We start from the raw sequence: 19,185 nt of genomic DNA, 5'->3' as shown, positions 1-19,185 counted from the left end.
TCATCCTCCCTAATCTTGACGTAAGTTTCCCAACTCATCAGCAATTGCTGTAACTTCGCTTGGTGAAAAAGAATCTTTAGACATAACAAAATTATGAATTTCTTCTATATCTTGCTGATTGGCATTTTTAAATTTATCTGGATTTAACAAACCTTGATTAACAATATTTAATTTTTTTCTAATATCTGCAATCATTGTTTCATTTTTATTTTGACTCACGTTATCACCTCTTTAATACAATATTCTATCAAAGTATGATAATTTAACAAACTTTTATCGTATATAGTATTATTATGTCTTTATAAAATTTTAAAATAACTATAAAATGGTTTATATAAGATTAATTAGGGGGAATACAATATGGTAGATGTAGCATTTGTATGTCTAGGAAACATATGTCGCTCTCCTATGGCTGAAGCAATCATGCGTCAACGTTTGATAGATAGAAACATTTCAGACGTTAACGTTTACTCAAGAGGAACAGGTAAATGGAACCTTGGAGAACCTCCCCATGAAGGTACTCAAGATATTCTTAATCGCCATAATATACCTTTTGATGGTATGATTAGTGAGTTATTTGAATCAAGTGATGATTTTGATTATATTATTGCTATGGATCAGAGCAATGTTGATAATATCCAAAACATCAATCCTAATATAAAAGGAAAATTGTTCAAATTGCTCGAATTTAGTAACATGGAAGAGAGTGATGTGCCAGATCCTTATTACACTAATAATTTTGAAGGTGTATATGAAATGGTACAATCATCTTGTGACAATCTAATTGATTTCATCGTCAAAGATGCAAATTTGAAAGAGGGGTAAATAAAATGGAAAACAAATTAATTCCTGGTATTTTAATTGGCGCTATTGTTGGTGGTGCTGCTACTTTAGCTGACAAATCAACACGTAACGCTTTAGTTCAATCTGTAAAAGATGTTAAAGAAGGTAATCGTTCACGCAAACCTTCTAAATTCAATTCTATTAAAGACGAAGTTTTATATTGGAAAGATACAATTGAAGAAATTCGTCGCAATAACCCAGAATTAGAAAAATCAATTAAAGATGCTAAAGATACTTTCGTTGAACGTAAGAATAACCGCATTGGTCAATAATTGATTGTTTATTTTAGCTAAATCTCTTTTTTATAACTTTAGTTAAAATAAAAACTAACTGAAAGTGAAAAGTAAAATATTATTTTTGTTTTTCACTCATAGTAAGGTGGGACAATGAAATCTTTATTATATAACAGGTTTCTGTCCCGCTTATTTTACTATTTAAATTAATGTATGTGGTTAAAGCAAAGGAGATTGTTATGTCAAAAGAAAATAAATCAAACTCGAAGTATCTTAACTCTATTAAAGACGAGCAAGAGAAGAATCAAGATAAAATTAATGTTGATCGTACATATGTAGAGCCTCAAGAATTTCAATCTAAAGAACCAAAAAAAGACAATCAAGTCTTTTTCGTTTCAAGATTAAACAAACCAGCTAAGTATACAAAAAAATCTAATTTTCTTTCTTATTTAATTTATCGAATAGGCAAAGATGACGCTTCAGGCTTAGCAGCACAAATGACCTATCATTTTGTATTAGCTATGTTCCCAATGTTAATTTTCCTATTAACATTGTTACCATTATTTAACCTAGACCAAAGCCAAATCACTGGTTTATTAAGTAATGCACCTGCTGACACATCGAGTCTTATTAAAGGTGTAATTAGCGATGTCACTAAAAATTCTAGTGGCGGTTTACTTTCTATCGGGTTAATCTTAGCAATTTGGTCAGCTTCAAATGGTATGACTGCAATTATGAATTCATTCAATGTAGCTTATGATGTTGAAGATAATAGAAATGGTATTCTTTTAAAGATACTAAGTGTTATTTTCACGATTGTGTTAGGTGTCGTATTTTTAGTTGCGATGGCATTACCTACTATGGGGTCAGTTATTGCTCATTTCTTATTCGGTCCTCTTGGATTAGATAGTCAAGTTAAATGGATCTTTAGTTTAATTAGAGTTGTATTACCATTAATTATTATTTTGATTCTATTTACAATTCTATACTCTGTAGCTCCAAACGTTAAAACTAAACTAAAATCAGTATTACCAGGAGCTATATTTACATCAGTCATCTGGTTACTTGGGACTTTCGCATTTGGTTTCTACATTTCAAATTTTGGAAACTACTCTAAGACTTATGGCAGTATCGCAGGTATTATTATCTTATTAATTTGGTTATATTTAACAAGTTTTATCATTATTATTGGTGCTGAAATTAATGCAATCATCCATCAAAGACATGTTATTAAAGGACAAACTCCTGAAGAAGCAGCGCTCGACCATGATGATAATAACCAGAACCACTATAATGAAGATACTACTTATGAATATAAACATACAGCTACTGGCAAAGATGAAGACTATAAAGTCGATAAAGATCCAGAAGATAAACATGAAGAAGATGCTTCATTGACTGAGAAAATTAAAGATAAATTTACTAATAATGACGATGATAATAAAAAATAAGTGTTTAAATACTAATTAAATTAATAAAAGGTTGAGGCAACGGTTTATCGCCTCAACCTTTTTTATTGAATCAAATTATGTTGGAATGCATAAATTACGGCTTGTGTTCTATCTTGTACTTCTAATTTACTCAATATATTACTTACATGAGTTTTAACGGTTTTAATTGTAATATGAGAAGCACTCGCTATTTCTTGATTTGAATACCCTTTTGCAATTAATAATAAAATTTCCATTTCACGCTCAGTCAGCATTTCATATAATTCTGCACGTTTCTTCATTCTGTTACGCATCTTAACTAAAACTTCAGGTTCAAATACCGATTCACCATTATAAGTTTTGCGTACTGCGTCGGCTATATCACTAGCACTAGTCGTTTTTAAAATATAGCTATCTACACCAGCATCTAATGCTCTATATACTTCTTTATCTTCAATAAAACTAGTTAACATTACAACTTTAATATGCGGCAAATCTTTTTTGATTTGAGTAGTTGCTTCGACACCATCCATGTCATCCATTAATAAATCCATAAGAATTAAATCAGGTTTTAATTCATGAGCTTTTGCAATGGCGTCTTTACCAGATTCCCCTTCTCCAACTATCTCAATGTCAGATTGTGTTGATAGATAACTTGATATCCCAATTCTAACCATTTCATGGTCATCAACGAACAAAACTTTAATCGTCATTATTATCATCCTCCTTATTTAACGGTGCTTTAACTTCTATTCTCGTTCCAGAATCCGGTAACGAAACAATATGGAATGTCGCACCAATTTCTAATGCGCGTTCCCTCATATTTTTTAATCCATAACTTTGTTCTAATTTCTCGTCAACATTGAATCCTTTACCATTATCTTGAATTCGAAGTAATAGATAATCTTGTTGGTTAAATAATTCCACTGTAACTTTAGATCCATTAGAATGTCTTAACGTATTTGATATAGCCTCTTGTGTAATTCTAAATAAATGATCTTCTATACCTTTAGGCACCTTAAAATCTTGAATATCGTGTATGACTTTCATAGGCACTTTCTTTTGCAAATCAATAACTAAATCTTTGATACCTTCACCTAGAGATTTATCTTTCAGTCCTAAAGGTCTTAAATGAAGTAACAATGCGCGCATTTCAAGTTGAGATTCCTGTACCATTTTCTCTAATACTGGTATTTGTTGATCAAGCGGTGCCTCTAATTTTGTTTCTTTTATTGCAGATAACATCATGCTTGCTGCAAAAAGTTGTTGACTAACAGAGTCGTGTAACTCGCGAGCTAATCTCTGTCGTTCATCCTCAATGATTTTCTTAACTTTAACATCATTCATATTATAATTCTCATTAGTTAAGTTTTGCGTTTTCATTCGTAAACGGTGTAACTCTTGATTCAACGGAACTAATGTTTGATAAATATCTATGGTTTCGTTATAGAGCTCAATGTTTTGATCATTAATACCTACTGTTTCTCCTTCAATGGCATGCTCGATTTGCGACTTAATCCACTGATTTTGTTGATTAATTTTATATGCGAGAATTGAACCTACTATAATACAAAGTAAAATGATGACTAAATTTAAAAATAGAAAAACAGGTATCCCAAAAATTTGAGTATAAAACATACCTTGGAAATAGATAATATTAACAAATACTTTATCTATAAATAAGAACGCGGTTAACATGCTATAAACTAGTATAAGCATTGAACCGATAGCTCTTAAGTAGTGGTTCATCGATAAATCACCTCAACATCTCCTATGAATGTTGAAACATAAACATTGACATTATAATTCTCTTCTTTAGGCTTCTCTTCAACTTGGATATGATTATTTTCAACTTTATACGATTGGCCATTTAAATAAGCATTTCCATATAGAGCAGCCATGTGTAAATTAATATTATAATTCAATGGTACCACTAACTGAATTTTCCCTAAAATATGTCTTACTACTATCGTATTATTCTCTTTAATATTTGCGGCTTTTGTCATATCAATGTGTATATCACCAACACCATGTTGAATTTGTACATCTTCCCATTTATAAACATATACTGGTGTGCGTTGCTCTCCAAACCACTTTTGTTTAATAAATTGAGGTGATGTAACTTCATCTTCTGAAGCAATCACTTTTAAAGGTTTAAACTTAAAAATGAGATATCTAATGATTACGATAACTAGAAAGACAAATAATATTATGATGGTATATTTATTCGACAATAGAGTAAATGCTATAAGCAATGCACCTATCCAAAACGCTAAGAGACCCCTTACTTTATGAAAGTAAAGGTAGCCTACATAAACTAATATACATCCTAAAAGTAATACAAATAGGTAGCCTATTTTCTCAAAAAAGATGTAATAAAAATTGGCAATAATCATTAATGCCGTAAATATGATTAATAACTCTGTCGATATATATTTTCGAGTCAATGTGTCGCCTCCTATTCCTTTCAATTAAGCTACTACACTCATTTGTTCAATTATGTCACATTGGCCTTGTGTTGTGATCTTTTCTTTAGAGCAACGATGAATATCCGCTTCAATTCTTGCACAATAGGCTTCAAATAGATCAAGCTGTCTTTTAAGACCTTCAATTTCATAATTATTAATTTCTTGTGCATGTTTAATATTATACGTATTAGTAATATCAATATATTTATTTTCTAATGTTGCAGTTAAACTGTCAATCAACTTATTCATTTGCGTTTTCTTTTCTTTTAAATATTCAATGTAATTTTCAATGCTCTTTAATTTTTGATCTAAACTAATTTTGTAATCATTAATGTTTCGTTTAATAACTACTTTAAGAAAGTGTTGTAAATATAAGTCCATATAATTCATAGAACCACCTCGTCCTTGATTAAGCTCAATTATAGTTTAAAGTGACTTAAACTCATATAGGCTCTAGGACCATCTTACTCTCATACTTTAGTACGATGTTTATTATTTCTATAGAATTCATATAAAATTCATGTAAGTTATACCTCAAATTTTATTTTCAACTTAAACAGGTGTATGATTAATTATATTTATTTTTGAAAGAAGGTAACATCAATGATTAACACACATCGTCTTAATTGGCTTCCTTATGTACTTATTGTGATTTCACTTCACATTCTGGGTTTTGGCTTCCTCTATTTAGCAAATACTAATCATCTACTACTAGGTATGGGATTACTTGCTTATACATTAGGACTTCGACACGCTTTTGATGCAGACCATATAGCTGCTATTGATAATACAGTGCGTAAATTAATCCAACAACAACGTAATCCAGTGGGTGTAGGTTTCTACTTCTCAATTGGACATTCTACAGTAGTCTTTTTTATGGCTGTCTTTTTAGGCATTTCAATTAAATGGGCTAAAGATGCATTACCCCACTTTCAAGAAATTGGTGGAATTATTGGCACTCTCGTTTCAGGAACATTTTTAATTCTCATAGGTATATTAAATCTAATGATATTAATTTCTTTAATAACTTTATTTTTAAAGTTTCGCAAAGACAAAATTAATGATGAGAAGTTAAATGATTTATTAGATACACGTGGCTTTGTTTCTCGTATGGTCGGACCATACTTTAAATTTATTAGTCATAGTTGGCATGTCTTGCCACTAGGCTTTCTATTCGGTTTAGGATTTGATACTGCTAGTGAAATCTCATTGCTAGCTTTATCTTCAGGTGCGTCACAGCAAGCAATTTCATTCGTAGGTATATTATCTTTACCTATATTGTTTGCTGCCGGAATGAGTTTGCTAGATACATTAGACGGTATACTGATGACTTCTGCTTATAATTGGGCATTCTTCAATCCTATTCGGAAAATTTATTACAATATTACAATTACTGCTATATCTGTTATTGCTGCGCTATTAATTGGTACTGTTGAATTACTACAAATACTAGTTGATAAGCTTCAATTAAAAGGTTCTTTCTGGGAATTTATTGAAAACATACAATTTGATAATATAGGTTATATTTTAGTGATTTTATTTATTATCAGTTGGCTCATTTCCACTTTAATTTGGAAATTTGGCAAAGTTGAACAACGATGGTCTTCATAGATTCATTTCTTTGACATTATTCGTAGAATAGTTAATACTTTAGTGACTTTCACAAAGGAGATTATGATATGAATAAAACTATTGCTCTAGTTACTGGTGCTTCATCAGGACTAGGATTTGAAACATCGCTCATGCTGGCTGAAAAAGGATTTCAAGTATATGCCACGATGCGTAATTTAGAAAAACAAATGAATTTAAAAAATGAAGCGACTAAAAGAAATGTAGACCTAACCATTTTAGAATTGGATGTAACCAAATTAGATGGTATTAAATCTGCTGTTGAATTCATTATACAAGTAGAAGGTCGTATAGACATTTTGATTAACAATGCTGGCGCCGGCTTTAATAAAACTACAGAATAAGCAACCGATGAAGAAATAAATTGGCAACTTAATTTAAATTTAATGGGTGTTATTCGAATGACCAAAGCTGTATTACCAATCATGAGATCACAAAGAGAAGGTCGTGTTATCAATATTTCGTCAGTTGGAGGCCTAGTTGGGCAACCTTTCAACGAAATATATTGTGCCGCTAAGTTTGGTGTTGAAGGTTATACAGAATCTTTAGCAAGTTATATTCAACCTGAATTCAATATTAAATTTACTATTATTGAACCTGGTGGCATACAATCTGAATTTATGCCCAACATAATGAACCACCTAACTCAAACTGGTGGCATACAAGAAGATGAATATACGCACTTATACAATTCATATATCAGTGGTATTAAAGAAAATTATGGGCATGATGCTTCTCAAAGTTCACATGAAGTTGCGCAAGTCATTTTAAAAACTATTGAAATGAAAGAACCACCTATTAGAACGCGTACGTCTGATTGGTCTGAAACTTTCACAAAAATTAAAACCAAACTAGACACAGATGGCAAACAACAGCAGCAACAAGTCTATAAATTATTAGGTAAATAACTTTATAAAACTAACTAATATAAACTTAAAAAACCAGTAAATGAGCGTTGTCATCTCATTTACTGGTTAATTTATATATATCGAATTTTTAATTAAAAGTAATTAAATATGAAATTAATCAATTTTTGTAGTTAATAATGGTCCATCTTTAGTAACGATAACCGTATGTTCGATTTGAGCGACAAAACTTTTATCTCTAGTTTCGAAGGCCCATTCGTTTTTACCTTCTGTTACAAAAGTTGCTTTAGAAGAAATAAATGGCTCTACTGCAATTACAACCCCTTCTTTAAGTAAAGTTTTATCTTTAGGGTCATAATAGTTCATAACATGGTTAGGCGCCTCATGTAGTGATTGACCTACACCATGCCCAGTTAGATTTTTAATGACAGTTAAATCATTTTGACGTGCTGTTGCATGTACTGCTTTACCGATATTACTTAATTTAGTTCCTGGTTTAACTTTTGCCATTGCATTTTCAAATGCCATTAGTGCAACATCACATACTTTTTGTTTAAGTGGGTCACTTGCTTCGCCCACAACAAAAGAAATACCTGTATCAGCGTAATAACCATTTTTTAAGGCTGATACATCAATATTAACTAAATCTCCTTCACGAATGATTCGTTTGCCAGGAATACCATGCGCTACTTCTTCATTAACACTTATACATGTTTGTCCAGGGAAATTCTCATCATGAATAGGTGCTGAAATAGCACCATGTTCTTCAAATAAATCTTTAGCTATATTGTCTAATTCTTTAGTTGTAATACCTGGTTTAGTAGCTTCTTGCATAGTATCTCTAACCTTAGCACAAATGTAACCTATCTCTTTTAAGGCTTGTAATTCTTCTTCTGTTTTTACAATCATAATATCCCGTTCCTTTTTAAATTGTGATTACATCTTATTATACCAAAAAAATTTTGATATACTAAATATACAAAAAATGAAGCGCAAAATAATTTCTGTTTAAAAGATAAAATTATAATTGTTATTTTCGTACAACGAGAGGATTTATCATATGGATAAATGGTACAAGAAAATTATAGGAGCGAGAACAATCAAAACTGGCTTAGCAACCTTTTTAACATCGCTATTTTGTTTGATGCTTGATCTCACTCCAATCTTCGCTATATTAACTGCTATTGTAACTATCGAACCTACTGCAAAGGCATCATTAAAAAAAGGTTATAGAAGATTGCCCGCAACGGTTATTGGTGCATTATTTGCTGTACTTTTTACTTTTATTTTTGGTGACCAATCGGCTTTAACGTATACGTTCAGTGCACTTTTTACTATCTTAGTTTGCACTAAATTAAACTTACAAGTTGGTACTACTGTTGCGGTGTTAACATCGGTTGCCATGATACCTGGCATACACGACGCCTATTTATTCAACTTTTTTTCAAGATTATTAACTGCATTAATCGGTTTGGTTACAGCAGGATTGGTCAATTTTATAGTTCTGCCTCCTAAATATTATCAGCAAATTGAAGATAATTTAACACAATCCGAATATAAAATGTATGAGTTGTTCTCTTCAAGATGTAACGAATTATTATTAGGAAAATTTGATTCTGATCATAGTAATGATCTTTTAAATAAGTTGATGGGTGTAATAAACAAGACTGAAACTTTAACCGGCTATCAAAAAGACGAATTACGTTATCATAAAAACAAAGAAGATGAATGGAAACGATTAAAAAATATTTCGAACCGTTCCTATATCGATAGATTACTGGCTACTCACCTATCAAATATTATATATTTACCTAAGCACATACATTTAGTTTTTACGCCTGAGGAAAAAATAGCTATTATTAAAATTAGTAATAGCGTCAATAATATTATCAAAAGCAATCATTTTGAGCCTCACCGTTCATCTGCATCAACACTTAAATCTTCTGTCAAACGCTTAGAAGAATTTGATCAGAATCAAATCAAAAGTCATGTCATTTATGAAATACTTCTAATCTATAAATTATTAGATAGTAGATATAATGACAAATAAAAAATGACGTACTGGAAAATTTCTATAGATCCGGTACGTCATTTTTAATTGTTTATTATATTTGTTATTTTTTTGATCTTTCTATAATAACTCGTTTAGCCGCTTCTTCTTCAGTGTTATCTAATTGTTTAGGTTCAAAAGGTATACCTTTACGTTCGCAGGCTTTTTCTAATAAATAATCAGTCAGTTCATGATTCTTTGGAAGGATAGGTCCATGTAAATATGTTCCTAATAAATTTTTATAGTGAATACCTTCTTGTTTATCATCATCATTATTACCGTAACCAACCGTAACGTGTCCTAACGTACCAAAATTATGATGTGTTCGACCACCATGATTCTCGAAGCCAACTATCGTTCCAAATGTGTCACTCTCGATTACTATATCACCAGTTAATCGTTCAGTTCGTGACTCAGTATAGAAATCTAAGATACCTAAACCTTCAAGTTCAGTTCCATCAGGCGTAATATATTTTGTTCCTAAAAATTGATAACCACCACAAATCGTTAATCCTGGCATACCATCTTCAATAGCATTTTTAAGTGTAGTCTTTATCTTACTTAATTCCTTAGTAGCAATACTTTGTTCTCTATCACTGCCACCGCCGATAAAGAAGATATCACAATTATCAAGCGTCACACCTTCAGTTTGGTTAACTTCTACTACATTTAATTGAATACCACGTTTCTTTGCTCTTTGTTTGAGCGCAATAATATTTCCTATATCACTATATAAATTTAATTTATCTGACATAAAATGATAAACGGTTAATTCATTCATATTTATTGCCCTCCTTTAAATGTACGATTAAGTTGTTCTAACATTGGAGATAAAGATGTGTAGTTAGGAATAGCTACCGTGAAACCTTCATAATTCATTGTCATTGCAGTTGCTTTATAAATATCTTTTTCAAGTATAATTGGAACATTTACTTCGGCTAATTTCAGACGTAATTGTAATTCTTCAGCTCGAGTCCCTGTAACAATGATCGTTTCAATATTTTGTTCGCTTAATTTCTCGAAATCGGCATCATAAATCCAAGAAGTATCACGACCATCAGCAGCATTATCATTTAGACTAATGACATATACTTTTTTACCTTCTAACTGTTCTCCTACTGATAAACTAGCATTCATACCTGCAGGATTCTTAGCTAAATTAATCATAGCTTCTTTATGATCAAGCTTGAAATATTGCATACGACCATTATCTGAAGTATATGATTCGAAACCAATTCGAATAGACTCATCATTGAGCCCTAATTCTCTCAACACAGTATAGGCTGCTAGTGCATTATAAGCGTTGAAGTCTCCGGCAATTTTCATGTTAAATGTTGTTTCATTTATATTTAATGCTAAGAACGGTGATACTGTGAATGATGAAACTTCATATTTAGGTAATTCACGTTTGAATCCACATGAACAATGGTAATGACCGATTTGATTATAATGAATGTAATCGTATGCTAATAATTTGCCACAATTTGGGCAATACTTACTCTCATTCATAGTACTTTGCTCAAACTCATGCGCGTGTGCTTTCATACCATAATAAATGATAGAGTCACTAGCTATTTTAAGTCGACTTACAAAAGGATCATCTGCATTGAGTAACAATTTAATTCCTTTATTACTAATTGACTTAGCTATATTATTTACCATTATATCTATTTCGCCAAAGCGATCCATTTGATCACGGAAGAAATTAGTAAATATCATCATTGATGGAGTGACTTCTTTTAAAACTCGAGGAATAGATCCTTCATCGATTTCAATAACCGCTACTTTAGTATTTTTAGTGCTCTGCATGATAAAGGCAGATGTGATACCTGCTGCCATATTAGCACCTTCATTATTATGTATAATTTCAATATGATTTGCTTTTAATGTATGTCCTATAAGATTAGATGTAGTCGTTTTACCATTAGTCCCACTAATAAAAACGATGTCATCTACTTGTGCAGCTAATTTTCTTAATATATTTTGATCCACTTTGCGGGCAACTTGTCCAGGTAAATCTGTACCTTTCTTCCCAGCAGCGATACTAGCCTTACGAGCCAATTTCGCTAAGTGCGTTGCAGTCCATTGTCTCATGTGCTTCCTCCTCATATAAATCACTTGAATAATTATAACACGTAAAGGGTATAACAAAAAAACATTCTCAATTAAAAATAACAAGTTACATTCTAGATTATAATAATTATTATTTACTAATGAGAATAGATTTGTTATACTCTTAATGAACAAAGACAAAATCAATTACAAAATCTTAAATAGAGGTGACTTAATTATGCTAAGTAAAGACTTGTTAGAAGCACTTAATGATCAAATGAACCATGAATATTTCGCAGCTCATGCTTATATGGCAATGGCAGCTTATTGCGATGATGCTTCATATGAAGGTTTCGCTAACTTCTATATCCAACAAGCTAAAGAAGAACGTTTCCACGGTAAAAAAATCTATGATTATATCAACGATCGTGGTGAACATGCTGAATTTAAATCAATACCAGCGCCTAAAACTGAATTTAAATCTATCCTTGAAACATTTAAAGATGGATTAGCACAGGAACAAGATGTTACTCGTCGTTTTTACAATTTATCTGAAATAGCTCAAAAAGATAAAGACTATGCTACGATTTCTTTCTTAAACTGGTTCTTAGATGAGCAAGTTGAAGAAGAATCAACATTTGAAACACATATTGATTATTTAAACCGTATTGGCGATGACTGCAATACTTTATATTTATATGAAAAAGAATTAGCAGCTCGTTCATTTGATGAAGAATAACTTTTATCTCATGGTTTAATTATGATTGAGACAAATGATTTTTAGTACTTGCCTAGTACATGTAAGTAACTAACATGCACAAAAAGGTATAATGCTAGTTATTCATAAGACTCATAAATATTACTGGAGTGGATAATGAATTCGAAATGAATTCATTTCCACTCTTTTTTATTTTAAGAATGCAACATTCTGGAATTATATTTATATTTTTAGCTAAAATAAAAGAATCAATACTTGAAAGGACAGTGTTAGGAATGGAAAATGCCTTTATTGCATTAGACTTCGAAACTGCAAACGGTAAACGTACAAGTATTTGCTCTGTAGGTATGGTCAAAGTAGTTAACAATGAGATTGTGGAATCTTTTTATACTTTAGTTAACCCTTTTGATTATTTCTCTCAGACAAATATTGAGGTTCACGGTATTACACCTGAAGACGTAAATGATGCTCCTAGTTTTGAATATGTATTCCCCTATATGATGCAATTTATTGATAATTTACCTGTTGTTGCTCATAATGCTGCTTTTGATATGAATGTACTACATCAAAGTTTAAAACAGTTAAATATAGAAACACCCTCCATGATTTACTTCTGTTCATATCAACTTGCTAAACGTACAATTGATGCATATCGTTACGGACTAAAACATTTAATGAAACATTATAAATTAGACTTTCACGGTCATCATGATGCACTCAACGATGCTAAAGCATGTGCAATGATTACGTTTAGATTATTAAAACACTATGACAATTTACAAAGTATGCTCCAAATTTATGGCAAAAATTTAAAAGATAAAGGTTAACCCACATGAATTGCAATTACTGGTTTAGTTTAATTGCTAAAGTCATCATGAACCTTTATCTTTATATAAAATCATAAATCGTCATATTCTCATATGTTGACTGTTCTAAATTGCCAACCGTTACACCGATTAACCTTATTGGAACATCAGGATCCTTCAAATCATTATATAAATCATAAGCTACATTATATATATCAATATCTCTACTTACTGCCTCTCTCAAACTTCTTTGCTTAGAAAATGTTTCATATTGATAAGTTTTTAATTTAACTGTTACGGTACTACCTGATTTTTGTAACTTGGATAAACGTTCTGCTGTCTTGCCAGATAGTTCCCATATTTTTTGTAAAATTTCTTCATCATCATTCACATCAGTTGAAAATGTTCGTTCAGTACCCACGGATTTACGTACTCTCGTTGCTTTTACTTCACTATGATCAATTCCTCGCGCTTTAAGATATAAGCCACGACCTCTTTTTCCGAACCAACGTATTAATTCAAATTCAGTTTTATCATACAAATCTTTACCTGTATATATATCATGGTTATGCATGACTTTTTTCAATGCTTTACCCACACCTGGAAAGTCACCAATATCAAGATTCATTAAAATATCGTTTACATTATTATAATCGATAACCTTCATGCCATTAGGCTTATTCATACCACTTGCTAATTTTGCTAAAAATTTATTATAAGATACACCTGCCGAAGAAGTTAAACCAGTTTGTTCAAATATGTCGCGTCGAATAAACGTTGCGATTTTGGATGCAGACAAGTCAGGTCTAACAAGGTGAGTAATATCTAAATACGCTTCATCCAATGACATTGGTTCTACAATATCTGTATAACTTTTAAATATAGACATAATCACGGCAGAGGCTTCTCTATAAGCGTCAAATCTTGCTCTTACATAATATCCATTAGGACATAATTTATGCGCTTGAGACATTGGCATTGCAGAATGAACCCCATATTTTCTAGCCTCGTAAGAAGCAGTAGAAACCACACCACGAGTACTTGCCTTACCACCTACAATTACAGGTTTACCTTTTAATTTAGGGTTATCTCGCATTTCTACTTGTGCAAAAAAGTAATCCATATCTATATGAATTATCCTTCTTTCGGCCATCGTCTCACCTCTTTTAAAATAAACTAAATAAAATAAGCCTCAATATAATTATAATGTGACTAGCAACAAATCTCATGAAATGTGCACATAAATAATTATATTGAGACTCACTATTTATTCAAATTCGTTATTAGCTTGTATAGGTCGTTGATGATACATAATTAAACCTTCATCTGATGGATGTACATATTCAAATTTATTAGTAAATGTAATACCTACTAAATATAAATCAATTAAGCAATATCCAAAATGTATACTTAACATAATAATAATTGAGGAGTATGCGTAAATACTGAAAATAAACATTAATACTCCTGTTAATATAAACATTGGAGCTAGCATTATTGTGCAAAATTGCCATTTATTAAAATATTTTTTGGAAATATGTACTAATAAAAAACCCTTTTTATATTTAAAATGAGGCTGTTCTCCTTTTGAACAGATAAAAAATGAAATTCTATGAATCAGTTCATGTAGTCCTAAAATAACTATAAAACCTAAAATACCATATAATAAGTTAGCTAAAAATGTTTGTTCATGAATGGTTGTAAACATAAATGCCCATTTATAAGTAAACACTATCATAAATAAAATCACTACTAATTGAGTTGCCATAAATTTAGGTAAGTTGATTCTATTTGGAGAAAAATCAATTTTCTGCACAATAATGACCTCCAATCTCTGTTAATTTTCAACCATAGTATACACAGTCGATGTTGAGAAAAAAACCTTTTTTATAAGATTTAATGCTCTGTAACCATTTCTTAATATTTGTATTAAAATTTCACGTTTAAGATTTTCTTTCAAATAATGCAACTGTCTCTACATGTGTTGTTTGAGGAAACATATCGACTGGTGTAATTTCTTGCAATTCATATTGTGAATCTAATATCTGAGCATCTCTTTGTTGCGTAGATGGATTACAAGAAATGTAGACAATACGCTTAGAATTTAGTTTGAGCAACGTTTGTAAGAAAGTTTCATCGCACCCTTTTCTCGGGGGATCTACCATAACAACATCTGGTTTGATACCTTGTTGTTTCCATTTTATAATGACTTCTTCTGCTTTTCCACAGACAAAAGTTGTATTTTCAAATCCATTTAAAGTCGCATTTTGTTGTGCATCTTTAATCGCTGACGGCACGATCTCAACTCCATAAACATGTTTCGCTACTGGCGCCATATATAAACCTATCGTACCAATACCGCAATATGTATCAAGAACTGTTTCTTCACCTGTCAATTGCGCATACTCTATAGCTTTCTGATATAATTTTTCAGTCTGAGAAGAATTTATTTGATAGAATGATTGATCACTTATTTTAAATGTAGTGTCACTAAGTTGATCAGCAATCTTATCTTTGCCATATAGCGTTACAGACTGTTCCCCCATAATAACATTGGAATGACTATTATTAATATTTTGTTTAATGCTAGTTATGTTAGGAAAAGTTTCTTTCAGTTTTTCAACTAAAATTGAAGCTTGCTGGAAATTTTTACCATTTGTTACAAAAACGACCATCATATCATCAGAATAATAGCCTGTGCGAATAACTAAATGTCTTAAAAGTCCTTTTTTTGTACTCTCATTATAAACACTAATATCGTAATCAATAATATATTGTTTGACGTGGTTCATAATATCTTGATGTATATCATCTTGGATTAAGCAACTATCCATATCGATAATATCGTGACTTCTTTGTCGATAATATCCCATAATTGCTTTTCCTTCTCTATCTTTACCAATTGGCAACTGTGATTTATTTCTGTAATGCCAGGGATGATCCATACCGATAGTTTTGTTAATGATTGTATTGCTAAATTGTGCTTTTCTATGGAATAAGTTGGTAACTTGTGACTGCTTCATAGCCAATTGGGCATCATACGTCATGTGTTGCAATTGACAACCACCACACTTCCAATAGTATTTACATGGCGGTTCCACGCGTTGCTCACTTGATTTAATAACTTGAAGAAGTTTACCAATAGCAAAATTTTTCTTCACTTTTATAATTTTATATTTAATCATTTCACCAATTAACGCATTTGGCACAAATATCGGATAACGGTCGATTTTAATGACTCCATGCCCTTCATGTGTTAAATCAACAACGTTACCTTGTTTTATTTCATTTTTATTTATGGTTTCCATTATTTCACCCCACATAAAAAGAGGTTAGAGTAGTTTAATCTTGGTTTTGTTTTCATACCTAAGACATCAAAACTATTGCTCAACCTCTTCAACTGTATAATTTATTCTGATATTTCATTGTTTTTTATAATTTCTTCATTCGATGGCTTCTCTTCAATAATGCCATCTTCAACTTGTTGATCTTCAGTTAATTCCTCATTGTATATATCTTTTGGCGTACATACTTCGATATGTCTTTTTAAATTCAAGAAATTAGCTGGTAATTTACCACCATATTCACCATCTACATTCAGTTGCATTTCAGTAAAGGATGAGATATTAATTGATTTAGCTTTCTCATAAATAACTTTTGGATGTTTAATGTGTTCTCCACGAGATGCTAAAGTCATGATGTGCCCTAGTTCAGCAAGGTTAGCCTTTTCTACAATAATTAATGTGAAATGCCCGTCGTCTAACTTAGCATCAGGAACTAATTTCTCAAATCCTGCCATTGAGTTTGTCAGTCCCAATAAGAATAATAATGCCTCTCCTTGAAAAACTTGATTATCATATTCTATACGCAAATCTACAGCTTTCATTTGAGGTAACATTTCAAATCCTTTAATGTAATACGCAAAGGGACCTACAATTGATTTTAATCGACTTGGCGTCTCATAAGAAACTTGAGTTAATTGACCACCAGCTGCTAGATTGATGAAATAACGATTATTCATTTTTCCTATATCCACTTTAGTCGTGTGATCATCAATAATAACATCAACAGCACCCATAATATCACTTGGTAAGTGTAAGGCTCTACCGAAATCATTCACTGTCCCCATAGGGATGATACCTAATTTAGGGCGATTGGGTTGTTCAGCTATGCCATTAACAACTTCATTAAGTGTGCCATCTCCACCAGCTGCTATAATGATATCATAATCTCTTTTTAGTGCACGTTCAGCTTCAAGCGTGGCATCGCCTTCACGTTCAGTTGCATAAGCACTAGTCTCATAACCGGCACGTTCTAATTTAATTAAAACATCTGGTAAAGTTCTTTTAAAAAGTTCCTTTCCAGAAGTTGGATTATAAATGATTCTTGCACGTTTTCTCATAAATTATCCCTCATCTTTTTATACATATTCTTATATTAAATGATTTATAGGAGAGTTGGAAGTATTTAAATCAATAATCTTTAAAATACATTTATTACACTATTTACAATTAAATAATCATAGCAGTTATAACATTAAAAATAATTGAACTAAAAACACCAAACACCAAAATTAAAAGGCTTGTTCCCTAACCATGATAGGAAACAAACCTTAAATGATGCTTTAATTCATTATGTTTAAATCTTTAATTAACGTTTATCTAATTCTTGTTTTAATATTTGGTTTACTTTTTGAGGATTAGCTTGGCCTTTAGATGCTTTCATAATTTGACCAACTAGGAAGCCCATTGCTTTCCCTTTACCATTTTTATAATCTTCAACAGATTGAGGATTATTATCTAAAGCTTCAGTGACGAATTTAGTTAAAGTAGCTTCATCAGAAATTTGAACTAAACCTTTATCTTTCATGATTTGTTTAGCATCGCCACCATTTTCAGCTAATTCTGGGAAAACTTTTTTAGCAATTTTACTACTCATCGTACCATCTTCAATAAGTTTAATCATACCAGCAAGGTTTTCTGGTGTTAATTTAGTATCTTGTAACTCAACTTGGTTTTTATTTAAATATTCATTAACGCCACCCATTAACCAGTTTGAAGTTAACTTAACGTCTGCACCTTTTTCAATAGCACCTTCAAAGAAATCAGACATTTCTTTAGTAAGTGTTAATACGTGCGCATCGTATTCAGGTAAACCTAAATCATTTACATATTTAGCTTTACGCTCATCTGGTAATTCAGGGATTGTTTGACGTACACGCTCTTTCCATTCTTCATCTACGTATAAAGGTACAATGTCAGGTTCAGGGAAGTAACGATAGTCATCTGAGCCTTCTTTAACACGCATAAGAATTGTTTTACCAGTTGATTCATCAAAGCGACGTGTCTCTTGTCCAATTGTACCACCGTTTAATAATTCTTCTTCTTGGCGTTTTTCTTCGTACTCTAAACCTTTTCTAACATAGTTAAATGAATTTAGGTTTTTCAATTCAGTTTTTGTACCAAATTCTTCTTGTCCATAAGGACGTAATGAAATATTGGCATCACAACGTAATGAGCCTTCTTCCATTTTACAGTCTGATACACCTGTATATTGAATAATTGAACGTAATTTTTCTAAGTAAGCATAAGCTTCTTTAGGAGATCTAATATCTGGTTCAGATACAATTTCAATTAATGGTGTACCTTGACGGTTTAAGTCTACTAAAGAGTATCCATCTTTATGTGTTGATTTACCAGCATCTTCTTCCATGTGAAGACGTGTAATTCCGATACGTTTTGTTTCACCATCTACTTCAATATCAATATAACCATTTTCCCCAATTGGTTGATCAAATTGAGAAATTTGATAAGCTTTAGGATTATCTGGATAGAAATAGTTTTTACGGTCAAATTTAGAATTTGTAGCGATATCCATATTTAAAGCCATTGATGCACGCATAGCCCAGTCTACAGCACGTCTATTAACAACCGGTAATACACCAGGATATGCTAAATCAATAACATTTGTATTTGAGTTAGGTTCAGCTCCAAAATGTGCTGGTGATGGAGAGAACATTTTTGAGTCTGTTTTTAGCTCAACGTGAACTTCAAGTCCGATAACTGTTTCAAAATGCATTATTTCCACTCC

Annotated in this window: 20 protein-coding genes and 1 pseudogene; 8 read left to right on the top strand and 13 right to left on the bottom strand. The window is 31.5% G+C overall.

Going from position 1 to position 19,185, the window contains the following annotated elements; all coding sequences use genetic code 11:
- Positions 1-9: 9 nt before the first annotated feature.
- Entirely contained in the window at positions 10-219 is a 210-nt protein-coding gene (locus tag SBL15_RS10450; RefSeq protein ID WP_080290985.1) for a DUF1128 domain-containing protein, read from the bottom strand.
- A 141-nt stretch (positions 220-360) separates the two neighbouring features.
- On the opposite strand from SBL15_RS10450, the gene SBL15_RS10445 reads away from it, so the two are divergent.
- From SBL15_RS10445 to SBL15_RS10435, 3 genes are all read left to right on the top strand, one after another.
- Positions 361-825 (top strand): low molecular weight protein-tyrosine-phosphatase, encoded by a 465-nt coding sequence (locus SBL15_RS10445; protein ID WP_037537954.1) that lies wholly within the window; start codon positions 361-363, stop codon positions 823-825.
- 5 nt (positions 826-830) lie between these two features.
- Entirely contained in the window at positions 831-1,115 is a 285-nt protein-coding gene (locus SBL15_RS10440) for a YtxH domain-containing protein (protein WP_011275378.1), read from the top strand.
- Between the two features lie 200 nt (positions 1,116-1,315).
- Positions 1,316-2,527, top strand: a complete 1,212-nt coding sequence (locus SBL15_RS10435) for a YihY/virulence factor BrkB family protein (protein WP_107612160.1) — start codon at positions 1,316-1,318, stop codon at positions 2,525-2,527.
- Positions 2,528-2,589: 62 nt separating this feature from the next.
- Here SBL15_RS10435 and vraR read toward each other — a convergent pair whose 3' ends face one another.
- The 4 genes from vraR to SBL15_RS10415 are packed head-to-tail and all read right to left on the bottom strand — an operon-like array spanning position 2,590 to position 5,364.
- Positions 2,590-3,219, bottom strand: coding sequence for a two-component system response regulator VraR (vraR, locus tag SBL15_RS10430; protein ID WP_037551137.1), 630 nt, complete (start codon positions 3,217-3,219; stop codon positions 2,590-2,592).
- Positions 3,209-4,255: a sensor histidine kinase gene (locus SBL15_RS10425; RefSeq protein ID WP_037537960.1), complete on the bottom strand. Its 1,047-nt coding sequence runs from the start codon at positions 4,253-4,255 to the stop codon at positions 3,209-3,211. Before SBL15_RS10425 ends, vraR begins: the two co-directional genes overlap by 11 nt.
- A complete protein-coding gene (gene liaF / locus SBL15_RS10420) occupies positions 4,252-4,953 on the bottom strand; it encodes a cell wall-active antibiotics response protein LiaF (RefSeq protein ID WP_011275374.1) in 702 nt (233 codons plus the stop codon). The genes SBL15_RS10425 and liaF overlap by 4 nt, the downstream gene beginning before the upstream one ends.
- Before the next feature lie 24 nt (positions 4,954-4,977).
- On the bottom strand, positions 4,978-5,364 hold the full coding sequence (locus tag SBL15_RS10415; protein ID WP_037537962.1) for a hypothetical protein: 387 nt from the start codon (positions 5,362-5,364) through the stop codon (positions 4,978-4,980).
- 213 nt (positions 5,365-5,577) lie between these two features.
- Here SBL15_RS10415 and SBL15_RS10410 point away from each other — a divergent pair, with 213 nt between their 5' ends.
- Both SBL15_RS10410 and SBL15_RS10405 read left to right on the top strand, forming a co-directional pair.
- Positions 5,578-6,585, top strand: coding sequence for a HoxN/HupN/NixA family nickel/cobalt transporter (locus tag SBL15_RS10410; protein WP_053019077.1), 1,008 nt, complete (start codon positions 5,578-5,580; stop codon positions 6,583-6,585).
- A gap of 68 nt (positions 6,586-6,653) precedes the next feature.
- Positions 6,654-7,511, top strand: a pseudogene (locus SBL15_RS10405) (SDR family oxidoreductase).
- 114 nt (positions 7,512-7,625) lie between these two features.
- On the opposite strand, the gene map reads toward SBL15_RS10405, so the two are convergent.
- Positions 7,626-8,378 (bottom strand): type I methionyl aminopeptidase, encoded by a 753-nt coding sequence (map, locus tag SBL15_RS10400; protein ID WP_011275369.1) that lies wholly within the window; start codon positions 8,376-8,378, stop codon positions 7,626-7,628.
- A gap of 151 nt (positions 8,379-8,529) precedes the next feature.
- On the opposite strand from map, the gene SBL15_RS10395 reads away from it, so the two are divergent.
- Positions 8,530-9,519, top strand: a complete 990-nt coding sequence (locus tag SBL15_RS10395) for an FUSC family protein (RefSeq protein ID WP_053017429.1) — start codon at positions 8,530-8,532, stop codon at positions 9,517-9,519.
- A 64-nt stretch (positions 9,520-9,583) separates the two neighbouring features.
- Here the strand turns inward: SBL15_RS10395 and SBL15_RS10390 are convergent, their stop codons facing one another.
- Together SBL15_RS10390 and SBL15_RS10385 are read right to left on the bottom strand one after the other, a co-directional pair.
- Entirely contained in the window at positions 9,584-10,300 is a 717-nt protein-coding gene (locus SBL15_RS10390; protein ID WP_107612162.1) for a type 1 glutamine amidotransferase, read from the bottom strand.
- Positions 10,301-10,302: 2 nt separating this feature from the next.
- Complete coding sequence (locus SBL15_RS10385; protein WP_107612163.1) at positions 10,303-11,613, bottom strand: Mur ligase family protein; 1,311 nt, start codon at positions 11,611-11,613, stop codon at positions 10,303-10,305.
- 196 nt (positions 11,614-11,809) lie between these two features.
- Here SBL15_RS10385 and ftnA point away from each other — a divergent pair, with 196 nt between their 5' ends.
- Entirely contained in the window at positions 11,810-12,310 is a 501-nt protein-coding gene (gene ftnA / locus SBL15_RS10380; protein ID WP_011275365.1) for an H-type ferritin FtnA, read from the top strand.
- Between the two features lie 254 nt (positions 12,311-12,564).
- Positions 12,565-13,116 carry a 3'-5' exonuclease gene (locus SBL15_RS10375; RefSeq protein ID WP_037537979.1) on the top strand — a complete coding sequence of 184 codons (552 nt, stop codon included), beginning with the start codon at positions 12,565-12,567 and terminating at the stop codon, positions 13,114-13,116.
- A 61-nt stretch (positions 13,117-13,177) separates the two neighbouring features.
- Here the strand turns inward: SBL15_RS10375 and dinB are convergent, their stop codons facing one another.
- From dinB to gatB, 5 genes are all read right to left on the bottom strand, one after another.
- Entirely contained in the window at positions 13,178-14,248 is a 1,071-nt protein-coding gene (gene dinB / locus SBL15_RS10370; protein WP_317955925.1) for a DNA polymerase IV, read from the bottom strand.
- Positions 14,249-14,362: 114 nt separating this feature from the next.
- Positions 14,363-14,911: a DUF3267 domain-containing protein gene (locus SBL15_RS10365; protein ID WP_037537985.1), complete on the bottom strand. Its 549-nt coding sequence runs from the start codon at positions 14,909-14,911 to the stop codon at positions 14,363-14,365.
- 127 nt (positions 14,912-15,038) lie between these two features.
- Positions 15,039-16,403: a 23S rRNA (uracil(1939)-C(5))-methyltransferase RlmD gene (gene rlmD / locus SBL15_RS10360; protein ID WP_317955923.1), complete on the bottom strand. Its 1,365-nt coding sequence runs from the start codon at positions 16,401-16,403 to the stop codon at positions 15,039-15,041.
- A gap of 101 nt (positions 16,404-16,504) precedes the next feature.
- Positions 16,505-17,497, bottom strand: a complete 993-nt coding sequence (locus SBL15_RS10355; protein WP_037537988.1) for a diacylglycerol kinase — start codon at positions 17,495-17,497, stop codon at positions 16,505-16,507.
- A gap of 248 nt (positions 17,498-17,745) precedes the next feature.
- A complete protein-coding gene (gatB, locus tag SBL15_RS10350) occupies positions 17,746-19,173 on the bottom strand; it encodes an Asp-tRNA(Asn)/Glu-tRNA(Gln) amidotransferase subunit GatB (RefSeq protein WP_107612167.1) in 1,428 nt (475 codons plus the stop codon).
- Positions 19,174-19,185: the final 12 nt, after the last annotated feature.

Origin of the sequence: Staphylococcus sp. NWU MKU2 (genome assembly GCF_033283605.1) — a bacterium.
In the GTDB taxonomy this organism is placed as follows: Bacteria; Bacillota; Bacilli; order Staphylococcales; family Staphylococcaceae; genus Staphylococcus; species Staphylococcus haemolyticus.
The sequence above is the reverse complement of the archived record's forward strand: the minus strand, read 5'-3'. Positions and strand labels throughout refer to the sequence as shown.